Origin of the sequence: Ruegeria arenilitoris (genome assembly GCF_013035425.1) — a bacterium.
Lineage (GTDB): Bacteria > Pseudomonadota > Alphaproteobacteria > Rhodobacterales > Rhodobacteraceae > Ruegeria > Ruegeria arenilitoris_A.
In genome coordinates, this window is the sequence record NZ_WQHX01000019.1 from 1 (window position 1) to 14,172 (window position 14,172).

Below are 14,172 nucleotides of genomic sequence, written 5' to 3' on the forward strand. Positions count from 1 at the left end.
TCGCATCGCGAAAAGATGGGTCTGTTTTGGTGCTTCAGGAAACTGATCGATCAATCCTAGTCGTTCACCCGACTGACCCCATTCAATTTACAACAATACCTCTCACATCTCTTAAAGGTTACCCGGCCGCCGCTGAATTACTCGTCGGCAACCCATCAAACAAGGGACCCGAAGGTATCACCGTTGACCCGGAATCCGGGCGGGTCTTCGTTGGCATTGAAGGACAACCAAGGTTGTTAATGGTCGTATCACCAGAGCTAGACGAAATTGTTGAGATCATTCCTTTATCCCGCGATGCAGGTTTTATCTCCGAGCGTGTAGATGATGATGAACTAGATTTGAGCGGCCTAGCATGGACCCCGTCCTCACGTTCTCTTTGGATTGTGAGTGACAAAGGCCGTCAGATCTTCGTCTACAATCCAGAATCCAAGTCAGTAAAGTCTATCAGTTTGACGTTCACAGTAGATGGAAAACAAAAAGAAGTTAAACATCCCGAAGGGATCGCTCTCGATGAGACCAGAGGGCTTCTCTATATCCTGACAGACGATGCCAAGAAATCGCGGCTTTATGTTTTTAATATCCCCAAATTTTGATCGCAAGAGAATGAAGCTCACATCGCCACGATAGCTTCCGCAAGTTGTTGCAGTTAACTTACCACTCCTCTTCGTTGGTCCGCCCTAATCAGAACCGAACACTTAAGTTTGCACCGAGGCCATGCTCTTGGCCGTTGGAGCGAACTGAATAGCCATATCCTGCCGTTAGGCTGGCCAGCTCAGATATTTGATAGCCCAGGCCAAGCCCAAGAACGAAGCCGTTTGCTCCTCGGTTTTGTCCGACTTGCGTGAATGTTCCAAATATCGGGCTCGTTACAGTGATTTCGTGCTCACTGCCTTTGTTGGCAAAGAAGTCATATTCATACCGGGCAAAGGCGATGGGGGTTAGCACACCATTCTCTGTCAAGAAGTCGCGTTGATAATCAACTCCAATGGAAGCAACCAGGGACTCTGCGTTCGCTTTTTCAATCGAGTAGTTGAAATCACCACCGCCGGTCTCTGTGCCTGAACCTTGTTGAATACGCCCGTAGTTCAATCCAAAAACCGTAGAAACCCTTGCACCGCTGTCCAGGTTAAACAACTTCCGTGCCTGGATACCGGCGTGGATTCCCTCTTGGTCCAAATCCGATTTAGCCTCGCCTCCCGTAAAGCCATCAACAGAAGGGTTATTCCGCTTGGCATCAGTTTCACCGAACATGTAACCGATCAGTCCGGAGAACTCCCAAGTTCCGGTTGTTGTACGCCCATAGCCGCCCACATGATAGCTGTCGGTCGAAAAGTCCTGATCGACTTGATCGTGTTCATCCATGGAGGATGTCCCAAAACCTGCGTACACGCCGACCACACCTCTATCGGTGCTTGCGACATCCGCTCCGACCAAAATGGTGCCCAGCGAATAGTCGAATGTCCCAAGGCCATTGCTTCCATCAACGTCCCCGCTCACATAGGCCGTGTCGATCCACCAGCGCCGATCAGAGCAGTCTATTGCGCCGCTCGGGCTCTGGGCCGAGTCGATGTCGCCTGCTGCAACGGGTTGATCCGCATTGCTGAAGCCCTCCGCTTGATACTTGCGGCAGTCAGCGTGGCTCAGCACTGTGTTGGTTATCAGGTCAAGTTGCTCCAGCCCAACGGTCAAATTGGAGGAATAGGGTTCTGCGTGCACACGATTAAACCCAGCCAAACCTGAATTGGTAAGCGTGTTAACGGTATTGCCTAAGGTTGAGCCATTGGTCAGATTAGTTCCAGGTGACGTGTTTGTGGTGTTAGCCACCGCACCAGCAAGGTTGCTTGCATTGGGAGATCCAACAACTGATGGATGTTGCGGTAAACTCGAGACGGGGAGGGTCGAAAACGCTATGTCGATTCTACCGTCCGCGGTTGGCGTGTTTGAGATACTCAGACTGGATAGGGCGGGCAAAGATCCTCCGGCAACAAGAGTTGGGGAGTTTCCATCGAAACTCGAAGCTTGAAAAACCGTGTAGTCGTTGCCAGCAGCATAGTCCTGCGCAGTCAGGCCGGGACGAGCGGCTTCGACTTGTATGGTGGCGCGGTTAATCCCTGTCACGGGCCCGCTGGATGACACCAAGTCGGCTTTCTGCCCGGCCGTCGGATCGACTTCACTTAAAAGTCTTGATCCAGTTTCAAAGGCGATACCGCCACTATTGTTGAGTGTACCTATTGAAAAGCCTGGCGAAAGCACCCCCCCGTTCTTAACTGTGAAGTTGAATGCGTTTACGGTACCCGTTCCGGCTAGCGTGCCAAAATTCTCAAAGTTTACCGTGTTCAAACTGCTTGCCGCATCAAGTCGAACAGTCGTGCCTGCTGCTATCGCCATGTCACTTGTTGAAGAAATCGAACTATTCGTCAGTGTGAAATCAGAAGCCTCAGCAACCCGAGTTTGAATATAGTAGGCCCCAAAAACTACTTCGGTAGCCCCCATAACAATCAGGTTGTCATAGGTTAGCGGGCGGTCGGACTGGAAGTAGACTTCAGTGGGGTCGATATTCGCGCCGTTGAACGGAGCGAATGTCATTGATCTGCCGGAACCAATCGAAGTTCCAATGAGGTTCACTCTGAGCTTCCCGTTGATGTTTGTAGCCAAGGCTTCCCGGGAAACAAAGTCTCCGCTTCCCGCCGCGACATCAACATTCAGAAGAGTTAAAACTGAAGCATTGTTCGGAACGGTATTTTGGCCAGGAACATACAGCTCTATTTCGCCAGAGGACGTGATGGAGGAGTTTCCAATTGTAAGCCCTGTAATAGGTCCATTTGGGATCGGGAGACACGTGCGCTCGGTCGTCGAAATTGTTTGATTAACGCGAGTGCTTTCAGATCCAGATGAATACTCAATTCGAGGAGAACCCAATTCTACGCAAGCCTGTGAGCTTTGGGCCTGTGCTTTGGTTGGGGATATCAAATAAGCCAAGGCGACCAATGTGAAACTCGCCAGAGTGGTGCGCTGAGCAATTCGATGCAGTCGGATCGGCTTATAGATTGTCACCAGCTTTCTCCTCTTGCGTTACAATCGAAGCTAACTCAATTTAGGGCTCGAAGAACAAAGTTTATCAGTATGGTTTTTTTTGGCAGTTATTGTGGCATTTGAGCAGGCTCATAATACGGGACGGTCTTCACATTGCAGACCTTCTAGAGCATTGCTGCGAGGCAAGACATGCCAGGTTTTGCATTCCGACCAAATCCGCCTTTGCGTGGCAGTAGTCGCAAAAGGTCAAGCCTTGAGACGATTTTCCCGAGCTTGACGGGCGCTAAACAGCGCGATTGAGTATAGGTATGGATCATTGGATTTCGGAGTCGATAGCTAAAATCAATGCAGATGCTCACCGCTCTACCGATACGCACCTTTTCAAGCTAATTGGCCAGAACTTTTGGACCGAGACTGATCTGATCGAGGGCACGTTCCTTATTCAGAAATTCGACGAAACCAATGTGAAGTTTGAGTTTCAGAGTTTGCTGATGTTCAACAAGACCTGAAAGCTGGTTAACTGACGGTAGGAGACTGAACCAATAAATCGAGCAATGACACGGGGTACGAAAATATTGTTGGCGCTCACCCTATTGATGGTCGGGTTATGCATGTTCCTAGCGGGACGTGCGGTCGAACGTTACCAATATGAGGAGGCCTGCCTAGACTTGGGCGGAGGTCGCCATCCTGGCGATTACCCAATTTGCATTATGGAACAGCTTTCTGACTGACGGAAGCGTTTCAGTCACGCCGCGATTGGAACAGAGAAGCGACAAGCACAACGACGCCAATTGCTGCGAGAATGAAAGTCAGCGGCAAAAAGAAGCTTTCTTGCAGAACACGGTTCGGGTCGACACCGCCATAAAACAGGTGCTCTGAAAGCCCACTTAGTGCAGCAAGGAAAAGGATGACGATACCAAAAAGGCGAAGTTTGGTCATGTCAGGTCTCCTAGGGGATGGACTAATATTTAGCATCGTTTGTTATGCCTGTGAATTGAGGGGGCTGGTTCTTCAATACCGTGATTGAATCGCAATGGCTTCTCATACAATGTCTCTCAGCATCTGGAGCGTATTTGGTGGAGTATTCAGCGGGCTCACCAGAGGCCACCCCGAAAGCCGAAAATCGCAGCCCGCAGCAAGCGATCTTCACTCTGAACGCGACTGTATTAGCAAGATAATCTGGAGTAATCCCGACGCGTTTTCGAGTGAACAGGACGTGCGGAACATGATGAATCTGTATCCCGGAATGTTCTGACGACGGACGCAATTGAAGCCGGACGCTCCGGTTCCGTTCCTCGCCTTGGACAGCAACTGCTTCTACAATAATTGGACGCAAGCGGAAGGCTCGGCGGAGGGGCAACGTCCATGCGAAATGAAAGCTTTTTCAATGGTTTGTATTGGGCCGCCTCAATTTGCAAGGTCTGTTTCCTGCGCATGAGTGCCGTGCTTGGCCATCGCAGCAATGGTCGCTTCGGGCTCGATGCGGACGTTGGCCGAAAAATCGCGAATGACCCTTATGCAGATGGAGCAGGAGCCATCCCAACAGGACATAGCGGTTTCAGGCGCAGAAAATCACGCGGCTTGACCAATGCTTGCGTTATGTTTCCTCTTGGCAGAACATATGTGGCAACGTTTTCAGGGAATGGACAAATATGAGTTTTGTTGAAGCAATAAAGACGTGCCTCACAAGATACTTCGTTTTTTCCGGGCGCGCGGCGCGGTCAGAGTACTGGTGGTTTGTGTTGTTCGTGGTCCTCGTCAGCATTGTTTTGGCAATCATCGACGCCTCTCTATTCGGCGTGAACCCTGAAACTGGAGAGAGTAGCCAAGTCTTCACTCCGATCTTCCAACTTGCAGTTGTCGTACCCATGCTGGCCGCCGGATGGCGGCGCTTGCACGACACTGGAAGACCAGGCTGGTACTTGCTCTTGCCTGCAGCGCTCAGCATCGCAACCATGTTCATGCTGTTCAGTGGCATCGCTGCATTTTCAGTCCTCGAGCAAAGGGCTGACGACCCTGAAGCATTGAGGGGCCCAGCGGCTCTACTTGGCGTCACCGGTTTGATGGTTGTGGGAGTTCTTCAACTGATACTCTCTGTGCTGATGATCTGGTGGCTAAGCCGACCGTCACAGGAAGGCACAAATGAATATGGTCCACCCGCAGCTTGAACTTATGACGAGGATCATCAGTGCTTTCGCGGCGAAATGACGAAACATGGCTTAGTTGCCTAGGAGGTTACTTATGAAGAGACATCTAGTCGCCGGCATGGTCCTCCCAATCATAATGTCATCACCTGCCATGGCTGACTGGAACTTCAGTGGGCCGCCGAACGCCAACGCCTTCATTCAGACCGGCGACATGACTCTGGAGTTGCAGTGCGATCGTGTCCGTTTCGCGCCAGCAGGTTATGAGGACTCGCAGGATATTGTCTCCAAGCAGGGCCTGTCTTTTCGGTTCATGAAGAATGGTTCGACCGAGGTAGGTGCGTTTCAGGCAGGATCAGTGAATGCGGATATCTCGCTCGTCGACAACTATCCTGTTGAGGTTAGTTTCTTCGATCAGGGGGACTATGATTTCGTTTTGGACCAGATCGCGCAGAACGCCTTTCTTAACCTTTCGATGGCTGACCAGGATGTCTCTTATGGCATCTTTACGCTCAAAGGATCGTCTGCGGCGGTTAGATCCCTGCGCGCGGCATGCAACTCCGGCGTGTCGGCATCTCAGAGCATGGAAGCGCCCGAAGGTATTGTCTATTGTGGAGGTGGCGCCGTTCAGCGGGTCATCGAATACGCGATGGTGGACCAACCGGATGACCAGTGGGATGCCATCGTGACCGTCAATGGCGAGACCGTTCGAGTGATGACCTCATATAGCTACTTCGGAAACTCCAAACCGCCAGCAGGCTTCCAGGTCGCGCTTCTGGGCGAAGACCGGTCAGAGTTCCTTGTCTTCAGTGATGGGGGCCGGAACTGGATCGAGTTTGGAGACTACACCTACGACCAGTGCAACTGAGGCACACAGAAGGGCTGGAGATTCGAACATGGGTAGCCAACTGGCTGGAAATGTTAATCGCGCGGGTGCCGGGTGGTGGGCGGTTGCTCTCTGTGCCCTCTTTGTGGCCTTTTACACGGCCTCAGCACACGCGCAAGATTTGTCCGAACTGCCTTTTCCGTTGCTGGAAAAAGTCGAGGCCGCACGGCAGGCATGTTCGGATTTCGAGAACGGACAGTTCGCCCTCGAACTAGGAGCCGTTCACCGTATTGATCTCGATGGTGACATCCAACGGGACTGGGTTCTGGACGAGGCCGGGTTTGCCTGTTCCACCGCTGTGTCGCTCTATTGCGGGACAGGCGGTTGCATGTCTCACTTCCTGATCGAGGATCGTATGTTTTCGCTTCTCAATCAGGGATGGGACATGGCGAATATTGGCCCATTCCGCGTGCTTTTGGCCGATGTGCATGGCTCGCAATGTGATGGGATCAACCCAACGCCCTGCGTCGTAGCCAGTGTCTGGGATGCAGATGAAATGGTCTGGCGCAGCACGGGTGCAGAGTGGGAGTAGAATTTATGGAAAGGCGCCTCGAAAAGGTCATGCGTGCCATCTGTGCCTGCGCTTTGGTCCTGACCGTGACGGGATGTGTCGAAACCGCTCCAGAGGTCGCGATCAGCGAACCTGACCCGGAACTGAACTTCGTTCGTGGTTACCGAAACGCTGCAGACGAATGCCAGCTTGTCGGCGAAACGGCGTTCACTGTCGATTTCCTCGACGATGCGGCCGATCTTGTGGCCTGTCCGACGGGAAGTGAAGCAATGGCAAGCCTACTGGCGGAAACGGGAGCGACCGTAATTACCCAGACCAACAGCTTCTCGTTCTTCAGCATTCCCTACCGCTGAACCACATGCTTGCCCTGGACTTTGAATGGTCCTCTATGTCGATGAGTTCAGGACAACTGCCGGACTACTCCGCAACATCCAGAGAGAAGAAATACGTCGCGCACAACGCTTGATCGGCAATGCCTGCAGGTGGTTCCATGCCAGTAAACATCGCTACGCCAAGGTGGGTGAACCCGGAGCTGTCCTCACTCCAGGCTGCCATATACGTGATTGTTTGGTCTCCACAAAGCGTGTTTCCCTGCCTTAGTGGGCCTGCATCGCCTGATACACGAAACACCTGAGCAACAGGCACGTCGCCAGACGCACCCCAATTGCCTGAACTCTTGGGGTCATGAACTTCGAGATCAAGAAACCTGCCGGTCTCGAAGACCATCCGCTTGGTGGACAAGATTACTGGCCCGGTAATCGCCATTGCCGTTTCGCTGGAAGGATCGAAAGCCTTAGAATCCTCAAAGAGCGGTTGGGATGATGCTGGCCCCCCCAATATCCCCATAGCCATTGGTAGCATCAGGATCGATCGACGCATTTGCTTCTCCATTTTGCGAAGTGGTCTGACAACCTTAAACATCCTTTTGCTTCGTCGTCGAATGCAGCCGAGAGTTCTAGCCAATCGTTTCGAATGCTGCGCACGCGATCAAGGTCTGAGAAGGGCTCGACCCGGTCATCTGACTATTTTTATCGGATGACGGTTTTTCTGCGTTAAGCGGCCATTCTTTCACTGGACTTGCGGTGCGAATGGAGCGGTACTGTCCATGTCGCGACGCACCCAATACCACGCCGCGCCTTTTCCGCCCGGGTCTCCGGGCTCTCCTCGGTAGCAGGGTCACTTCCACCCTGCGTGAACCAAAAGGAGAAGACGGCATGACAAAATCACCGAAACGGAAAACCAAGAAAGAAGAGCTCATCCAGATGCTGACCCGGAAAGCCGGGGCGGATGTGGCTATGATCAGCGACAAGCTCGGCTGGCAGACGCACACGACGCGGGCGGCGCTGACGGGGCTGCGCAAGGCGGGCTACGAGGTGTTGGGCGAGAAGCCAAGTGAAGGCAAGCCCAAGCGCTACCGGATCGCGGCCACGCCCGCCAAAGCTGGTAAGACTTCAGGGGTCGAAGCAACCGATGCCCGGTAAGCCGGATCCGGATCGCCCTCTGGCGATTGCCGCCTGGCAGGAGGCTTTCGGGTCGCCTCCGCCGCCGTACCTGTCCGTGGCGTTCATGCGCAAGGCGGTGGCTTATGAAGAGCAGTGCCGGATCTCAGGTGGTCTGCCGGCGGCGACACGGCGCAAGCTACGACAGATCGCAGAAGGCAAGCCAAGTGCGGTTGCCACTGGCGGCGACCTTCGATCCGGCGCGCACCTCGTGCGGGAATGGAACGGCCGAACCTACCAGGTCGAGGTGACTGAAGGCGGATATCGAATGGACGGCAAGGACTGGCCGTCGCTCTCGGCCATCGCAAAGCACATCACGGGCACCACATGGTCGGGTCCACGGTTCTTTGGCCTCACCCGCAGGGCAGGGGGCGGCAGATGAAGAAGATCCGATGTGCCATATATACCCGCAAAAGCTCGGAAGACGGGTTGGAGCAGGAGTTCAACTCGCTGCACGCACAGCGGGAGGCTTGTGCTGCTTATATCTCCAGCCAAAAACATGAAGGCTGGGTGCTGCTGCCCGGCCAATATGATGACGGCGGGCTGTCCGGCGGATCGTTGGAACGTCCGGCTTTGCAGCAGCTTTTAGCGGATATAGGCAATGGAAAAATCGACCAGATCGTCGTCTACAAGATCGATCGCCTGACACGGTCGCTGGCGGACTTCGCGAAGATCGTCGATATCCTCGATGCCGCCGGTGCTTCCTTCGTCTCGGTCACGCAATCCTTCAACACGGCGACCAGCATGGGGCGTCTGACACTGAACATGCTGCTGTCATTCGCGCAGTTCGAGCGCGAGGTGACAGCCGAACGGATCCGGGACAAGATCGCAGCCTCGAAACGCCGAGGCCTCTGGATGGGCGGGCAGGTGCCGATGGGGTATGATCCGGATGGCCGAACGCTGAAGATTAATGAACCTGAGGCCGGGACGATCCGGACGCTCTACGCGCTGTACGAACAACACGCGACGATCCGGCAGGTGAAGGAAAAGGCTGACGTTTTGTTGCTGCGCACCCGGCGCAGGACACTGTCATCGGGCGAGACGCGCGGCGGCGGTGCCTTCGACCGCGGGCATATCCATCACATCCTGACGAACCCGGTCTATGCCGGGCGCATCCGGCACAAGGATCAAGTGCATGACGGCCAGCATGACGCGATCATAGCGCCCGACCAATGGGATGACATCCAACTGCGCCTGCAGGGTACGGCCTCGCGTCTTCGCCATCGCACGACGCCACGCCGCGTGTCGCTGCTGTGCGGGAAATTCTTTGATGAAACCGGAGATCGGCTGACGCCGTCGCATTCGAAAACGAAAAAGGGCACACGGTTGCGTTACTACGTGTCGCATCGTCTGATTGCACGCAGCGGGGAGGAAAACCTCAATGGATGGCGTCTGCCGGCAGATCAGCTTGAGACGCAGATCAGCCATCTTGTGCGCAGCCATCTTGCTAACCCGGCATTTGCAGGTTGCCTCTGCCCACAGCCCGACGCAATTGAGGTCGCCCGCGTCCGAGGCAAGCTGACGGATTTGACCAGCGGGCCGAATGTCAAAGACATCCTCTCGCTCGTCGAACGCATCGAGATTGCGCCGGGAAAGCTTATGCTCAGGCTAGATATCAAAGTTGTGGCGGCGATGGTGGACACCAACGCCGATGCATTGGACACAAAGGCCCTGCAGATCGAGGCGCCGTTCCAGGTGCGAAAGCGGGGCGTCGAAACTAAAATCATCCTGGCCGAAACGGACGGAAATAAAGACGAAACCCTCATCCGCAACATTGCGCTCGCACATCACTGGCTGGAGCGGATCAAGGCGGGCGAGACCTTTGGCGACATTGCCAGAACCGACGACATCTCCAAACGCCGCGTCCAGCACATGATCGATCTCGCCTTCCTCGCGCCGGATCTCGTGCGGGATGTACTTGAAGGCAAACAGCCCCTCAGCTTTACGTCCGACTGGTGCAAATTGCGAACCCTGCCATCAGACTGGCAGGACCAGCGCGCGCTTATCGCGACTCTCTGATCCACCAAACCCACACCTGCTACCGCGAAAAGGCCGAGCACAGACTTTCGGAGATTTGCGGCCGTGTACCGGCACGGTCCACGGTCTGTGCAATTGCGCCACGCCGCTAACCCGCGGATAACGCGCGACTATAAAGGGCACACCTTGCACTGTCTGGATATGGGGGAGTGGGTGGCTGGGTTTGCAGTCTCCTGCGATCCGGTCTCGGTTTTTCCCTGCTAACAGGGATATTTACAGGGAAATTTGCCGATTTTGGCCCAAAAGGCGAATTTGCCCCTTCTTTTTCGTCTAGTTTTCAGTGTGTTGGTCGGAAATTCCCTAAGCCCCGGAACAGGGAATTCTATCCGCTGAGCAGGGACGGTTTTGCGAGAAATCAGGGATTGGAAATCGCCCGCGTTGTCGCCAGGCGAAGAGCTTTCTGGCGTCACTCGGTTGAGCTACTTGGGTTCGCCGGTCGCCCCTAAAACCGCCGTTGCGACGAATATGCGAAGCTGACCCGCAGCAATTATCAGCGGCCGCGACTGGATCAATTCCTGTAACCCTAGACTGCGTTTGTCAACCATTGGTAGAGTTATGTGTTGACTTTTACAGCATCAGGCGTATGTCTAACGCTTGCCACAACCATTCGCGCAAGCACCTCGGAGACGAGGCCGCTTGCAAATTAGAAACGCCGGTTGTTGTGGTACTAAATCCCCGCACCTACCGCTTCAAATATGGAAAGGTGGTGCGAAAATGGGCATTACCATCACATACAAGTCTGCGACCAAGGGGATCGACAAAGAACCCGCAGACCAAGCGACGAAAACTGCGGATCATACCGGTGGCAAAGACGACGAACCACCGGCGACCGCACCAAAAAAACTACGCAATGACCTGCTGCCAGAGTTCAAGGTGGAGATGAGAAAGCTCTCTTCTCTTTCCATCGCGAAAAACCCTGTCAAAAAACCCAGCAAGCACCAGATCGCAAGGGTTGTTCGATCAATACAATCCTCGGGCTTCCGAAGCCTGCCGTTGGTCAGCAAGGAAGGGGAGATCATCGATGGACACATCCGTGTCGAGGCGGCGAGATCTCTTGGACTCGACGAGATCCCATGCGTTGTGGAGAACGACCTGTCTGTAGAAGAAATCCGCCTCCTCCGGATCGCGCTGAACCGGATACAGGAGCGCGGTGAGTGGGACGAGCCTGCCCTGAAACTCGAGTTGGAGTTTCTGCTTGAATTCGAACCGGACCTGACGGTGACCGGCTTCGAGGCTCCAGAGATCGATCGGCTCCTTGTACTGGACGATGTCGATGCCGAGGAAGGGGATCCACTCGACAAGCTGTCGGGCCTTCCTGATCCCGACGCACGAGCTGTCACGCGGCCCGGCGACTTGTACCACCTCGGCGCACACCGCGTTCTCTGCGGCAACGCCCGCGGTATCGATGATATCCGTCGGGTCCTTGGGGATCGCGAACTTTGCGCGGTGTTCACAGACCACCCTTTCAACTTGTCGATCAAGAAAGACATCAGTGTAGGCGCCGGCAAGTTCGCGGAATTCGCTGAAGGGTCGGGTGAGATGTCCGAGGCGGACTACGAGGACTTCCTGACCGTCACCACAGGCAATATGACCAAGGCGCTCAAGCCAGGCGGCATTCTCTTCCTCTGCATCGATTGGCGACATACCGAGGTCCTTATGCGTGTCGTGCGAGCCCTGGGTCTTGAGCTCATCAACACCTGTGTCTGGGCCAAGGACAGGCCTGGCATGGGGTCCCTGTATCGCAGCCAGCACGAGCTCATCCTCGTCGCCAAGCGCCCTGGCGCGCCGCATCTCAACAACGTCAAGCTCGGCATTCACGGCCGCAATCGAACAAATCTCTGGCGGTATGCCGGTGCCACCGGTGGCCGGAAATCCGAGGAAGATGATTTCTCCCTGCATCCGACGGTAAAGCCCGCGCGCATGGTCCGGGATGCGATTCTCGATGTCACGGCCATGGGCGAGGTCGTTCTGGATCCATTCCTCGGCTCAGGCACGACCGTACTTGCAGCGGAGCTGTCGAAACGGGTCTGTGCCGGCATCGAAATCTCTCCGGCTTACGTGGATGTCGCGATTGGTCGTTGGCAGAAGCTGACCGGGCTTCATGCCGTGCATGAAGAAACGGGCCTGACCTTCGAAGAGTTGTGTAAGAGCCGGCTCAAGAGCGGCGAATATATCAAGTCGACCGAAATCACTGCCGGCGGTACCGGCTCGAGTATCGAGGAGGAATTCTGATGTCGAAGGACAAGAACGACGACGTTGGATACGGTAAGCCACCGAAGGCGCATCAGTTCAAACCAGGCCAATCTGGCAACCCGAAAGGCCGGCCTAAAGGTTCGCCCAATCTACTCAAGCTGATTTCGAAACATGCGGCAAAGAAGGTGGCGGTCATTGAGGCTGGCACGGAGAAGAAGATGGCGCGGATGGATGTCGTGATCTCGGCGATGTTCAACAAGGCATCAAAGGGCGATGTACCCGCGGCGCGTCTCCTGACGAACATGATAGCCCTCGCTACTCAGATGTCTGCAGACGAAGCGCAAACCGGTTATTCCGACGAGGATCTCCGGGTCATGCTCGCCGAGGCGGACTGGCAGAAGATGCTGGTTGATCTTAAGGAGCAGGCATCAGATGGAGATTACTGATGACGAAGTCCGGAAGGTTTACGGTAATAGCCTCTATGCTCTCGTGCGCCGCGGCTTTTCGATTCTAAACCCTGGTGAGGAGTTCATTGACGGGCTTTACCTCAGGGCGCTTTGCCACGCGCTTGAAAGAGTCGCGACGGGCGAAACAAAACGGCTGATCATCACGCTGCCACCGCGCTTCATGAAATCGCAAGTTGCCAGTGTGGCATTTCCTGCCTGGCTTCTGGGCAGGAACCCCTCAGAAAAAATCGTTTGTGCCAGCTACAGCAGTAGCCTTGCAGAAGATTTCGGGCGGCAGACACGCGACTTGATGCGTTCGGCCTCCTACCGTCACACGTTTCCGTGGACGACGATTGATCCTTCAAAGAGTGCTGCTGACGAGTTCCACACCACGGAAAAGGGTCGTCGGATCAGCGCGTCAGTTGGCGGTACGCTGACAGGAAAAGGGGGCAATATTCTGATCTATGATGATCTCATGAAGGCCGATGACGCACTGTCACTTGTCAAACGCGACAATTGTCACACCTGGTTTCTAAACACTGCAGCGAGCCGGCTGAACAATCCGAAAGAAGGTGCCATTGTGGTTATTGCCCAAAGATTGCACGTGGATGACCTGATCGGTCGGCTACTTCCGCTTGGCGACTGGGAGGTTCTGAACCTGCCGGCCATCGCCACCGAGCCACAGGTTTTGCCCCTTGCTGGCGAGGCGATCTGGGAGCGGAAAATTGGGGATCTGCTCCATGAAGAACGTGTAGATGCGGCGGAATTGGAGCGCATCCGCCGGGAGCTTGGGACGACCACATTCGAGGCCCAGTATCAGCAGTCGCCTGTTCTGCCAGGGGGAAATCTGGTAAAAACAGAGTGGTTCAGGTCTTATGACGGACCGCCGCGCCCCAGCCAATACGAAGCGGTTGTGCAGAGCTGGGACACGGCTTCAGTCCCGGGCATCAACAACGACTATTCCGTCTGCACGACATGGGGGCTAATCAACAATCACGTTGATCTGCTTGACGTGCACAGGGAGCAGTATGACTATCCGGATCTGGTACGCGCGGCCCGCGCGCAACGTCAGAAATTCAAGCCCAGGCTGATCGTTGTCGAGAAAGCTGGCGTCGGCTTTGCGCTCGGGACCGATCTGCTGCGGGACGGTTTGCGAGACGTTCAGGGACTGGACGTCAAGGGCGACAAAGTAGAGCGCATGTCAGTTCAATGCGCAAAGATTGAGGCTGGATTCGTCCGCCTTCCGAAATCGTCGCCTTGGCTTGAAACTTATCTAAAGGAGATGGGGGAGTTCCCACAAGGCCGCTACGATGATCAGGTCGACAGTACGTCTCAAATTCTCAGGACGCTGGACATGCGGCCGTGGCAGATAAGGGGTTTGTCGCGGTACAAGTAAACCGAAATGAGGTATTCGGAGCAGTTG

Annotated in this window: 16 protein-coding genes; 13 read left to right on the forward strand and 3 right to left on the reverse strand. The window is 54.8% G+C overall.

All coding sequences use genetic code 11. The features are described from left to right. Positions 1-593 (forward strand): SdiA-regulated domain-containing protein (locus GOV45_RS22925; protein ID WP_170482777.1); only part of this gene is annotated, 593 nt, incomplete at its 5' end. Between the two features lie 88 nt (positions 594-681). Here GOV45_RS22925 and GOV45_RS22930 read toward each other — a convergent pair. After that, on the reverse strand, positions 682-3,054 hold the full coding sequence (locus GOV45_RS22930) for an autotransporter family protein (protein ID WP_367648723.1): 2,373 nt from the start codon (positions 3,052-3,054) through the stop codon (positions 682-684). A gap of 287 nt (positions 3,055-3,341) precedes the next feature. Here GOV45_RS22930 and GOV45_RS22935 point away from each other — a divergent pair, with 287 nt between their 5' ends. Then, entirely contained in the window at positions 3,342-3,542 is a 201-nt protein-coding gene (locus GOV45_RS22935; protein WP_170482780.1) for a hypothetical protein, read from the forward strand. A gap of 232 nt (positions 3,543-3,774) precedes the next feature. On the opposite strand, the gene GOV45_RS22940 is transcribed toward GOV45_RS22935, so the two are convergent. Continuing rightward, a complete protein-coding gene (locus tag GOV45_RS22940) occupies positions 3,775-3,972 on the reverse strand; it encodes a DUF3955 domain-containing protein (RefSeq protein WP_170482783.1) in 198 nt (65 codons plus the stop codon). Positions 3,973-4,480: 508 nt separating this feature from the next. Between GOV45_RS22940 and GOV45_RS22945 the strand changes: the two genes are divergently transcribed. From GOV45_RS22945 to GOV45_RS22965, 5 genes are all read left to right on the forward strand, one after another. Further along, on the forward strand, positions 4,481-4,618 hold the full coding sequence (locus GOV45_RS22945) for a hypothetical protein (protein WP_170482786.1): 138 nt from the start codon (positions 4,481-4,483) through the stop codon (positions 4,616-4,618). Positions 4,619-4,685: 67 nt separating this feature from the next. Then, positions 4,686-5,201, forward strand: a complete 516-nt coding sequence (locus tag GOV45_RS22950) for a DUF805 domain-containing protein (RefSeq protein WP_170482789.1) — start codon at positions 4,686-4,688, stop codon at positions 5,199-5,201. Between the two features lie 73 nt (positions 5,202-5,274). Next, on the forward strand, positions 5,275-6,045 hold the full coding sequence (locus GOV45_RS22955) for a hypothetical protein (protein WP_170482792.1): 771 nt from the start codon (positions 5,275-5,277) through the stop codon (positions 6,043-6,045). Positions 6,046-6,073: 28 nt separating this feature from the next. Next, the gene (locus GOV45_RS22960; protein ID WP_170482794.1) at positions 6,074-6,595 is read left to right on the forward strand and encodes a hypothetical protein; all 522 of its coding nucleotides are present in this window, start codon (positions 6,074-6,076) and stop codon (positions 6,593-6,595) included. A gap of 5 nt (positions 6,596-6,600) precedes the next feature. Next, positions 6,601-6,927 carry a hypothetical protein gene (locus GOV45_RS22965; RefSeq protein WP_170482799.1) on the forward strand — a complete coding sequence of 109 codons (327 nt, stop codon included), beginning with the start codon at positions 6,601-6,603 and terminating at the stop codon, positions 6,925-6,927. A gap of 64 nt (positions 6,928-6,991) precedes the next feature. Here GOV45_RS22965 and GOV45_RS22970 read toward each other — a convergent pair whose 3' ends face one another. After that, positions 6,992-7,453 carry a hypothetical protein gene (locus GOV45_RS22970; RefSeq protein ID WP_170482802.1) on the reverse strand — a complete coding sequence of 154 codons (462 nt, stop codon included), beginning with the start codon at positions 7,451-7,453 and terminating at the stop codon, positions 6,992-6,994. A 335-nt stretch (positions 7,454-7,788) separates the two neighbouring features. On the opposite strand from GOV45_RS22970, the gene GOV45_RS22975 reads away from it, so the two are divergent. The 6 genes from GOV45_RS22975 to terL all read left to right on the forward strand — a co-directional run bounded on the left by GOV45_RS22975 (position 7,789) and on the right by terL (position 14,145). Next, the gene (locus GOV45_RS22975) at positions 7,789-8,055 is read left to right on the forward strand and encodes a DUF3489 domain-containing protein (protein WP_170482805.1); all 267 of its coding nucleotides are present in this window, start codon (positions 7,789-7,791) and stop codon (positions 8,053-8,055) included. Then, the gene (locus GOV45_RS22980) at positions 7,967-8,455 is read left to right on the forward strand and encodes a DUF2924 domain-containing protein (protein ID WP_367648724.1); all 489 of its coding nucleotides are present in this window, start codon (positions 7,967-7,969) and stop codon (positions 8,453-8,455) included. Before GOV45_RS22975 ends, GOV45_RS22980 begins: the two co-directional genes overlap by 89 nt. Continuing rightward, positions 8,452-10,092: a recombinase family protein gene (locus tag GOV45_RS22985; protein WP_170482808.1), complete on the forward strand. Its 1,641-nt coding sequence runs from the start codon at positions 8,452-8,454 to the stop codon at positions 10,090-10,092. Before GOV45_RS22980 ends, GOV45_RS22985 begins: the two co-directional genes overlap by 4 nt. A gap of 732 nt (positions 10,093-10,824) precedes the next feature. Beyond that, positions 10,825-12,342, forward strand: coding sequence for a DNA modification methylase (locus GOV45_RS22990; RefSeq protein ID WP_170482811.1), 1,518 nt, complete (start codon positions 10,825-10,827; stop codon positions 12,340-12,342). Next, positions 12,342-12,749: a DUF5681 domain-containing protein gene (locus GOV45_RS22995; RefSeq protein WP_170482814.1), complete on the forward strand. Its 408-nt coding sequence runs from the start codon at positions 12,342-12,344 to the stop codon at positions 12,747-12,749. The genes GOV45_RS22990 and GOV45_RS22995 overlap by 1 nt, the downstream gene beginning before the upstream one ends. Further along, entirely contained in the window at positions 12,736-14,145 is a 1,410-nt protein-coding gene (gene terL / locus GOV45_RS23000) for a phage terminase large subunit (RefSeq protein ID WP_170482818.1), read from the forward strand. The genes GOV45_RS22995 and terL overlap by 14 nt, the downstream gene beginning before the upstream one ends. The last annotated feature ends 27 nt before the right edge of the window (positions 14,146-14,172 follow it).

Excerpts from the sequence above, each read along its gene's own strand:
- GOV45_RS22950 (WP_170482789.1), top strand. The coding sequence starts at position 4,686 with ATGAGTTTTGTTGAAGCAATAAAGACGTGCCTCACAAGATACTTCGTT.
- GOV45_RS22985 (WP_170482808.1), top strand. The coding sequence starts at position 8,452 with ATGAAGAAGATCCGATGTGCCATATATACCCGCAAAAGCTCGGAAGAC.
- terL (WP_170482818.1), top strand. The coding sequence starts at position 12,736 with ATGGAGATTACTGATGACGAAGTCCGGAAGGTTTACGGTAATAGCCTC.
- GOV45_RS22970 (WP_170482802.1), bottom strand. The coding sequence starts at position 7,453 with ATGCGTCGATCGATCCTGATGCTACCAATGGCTATGGGGATATTGGGG.
- GOV45_RS22935 (WP_170482780.1), top strand. The coding sequence starts at position 3,342 with ATGGATCATTGGATTTCGGAGTCGATAGCTAAAATCAATGCAGATGCT.
- GOV45_RS22975 (WP_170482805.1), top strand. The coding sequence starts at position 7,789 with ATGACAAAATCACCGAAACGGAAAACCAAGAAAGAAGAGCTCATCCAG.
- GOV45_RS22955 (WP_170482792.1), top strand. The coding sequence starts at position 5,275 with ATGAAGAGACATCTAGTCGCCGGCATGGTCCTCCCAATCATAATGTCA.
- GOV45_RS22940 (WP_170482783.1), bottom strand. The coding sequence starts at position 3,972 with ATGACCAAACTTCGCCTTTTTGGTATCGTCATCCTTTTCCTTGCTGCA.
- GOV45_RS22995 (WP_170482814.1), top strand. The coding sequence starts at position 12,342 with ATGTCGAAGGACAAGAACGACGACGTTGGATACGGTAAGCCACCGAAG.
- GOV45_RS22990 (WP_170482811.1), top strand. The coding sequence starts at position 10,825 with ATGGGCATTACCATCACATACAAGTCTGCGACCAAGGGGATCGACAAA.
- GOV45_RS22965 (WP_170482799.1), top strand. The coding sequence starts at position 6,601 with ATGGAAAGGCGCCTCGAAAAGGTCATGCGTGCCATCTGTGCCTGCGCT.
- GOV45_RS22960 (WP_170482794.1), top strand. The coding sequence starts at position 6,074 with ATGGGTAGCCAACTGGCTGGAAATGTTAATCGCGCGGGTGCCGGGTGG.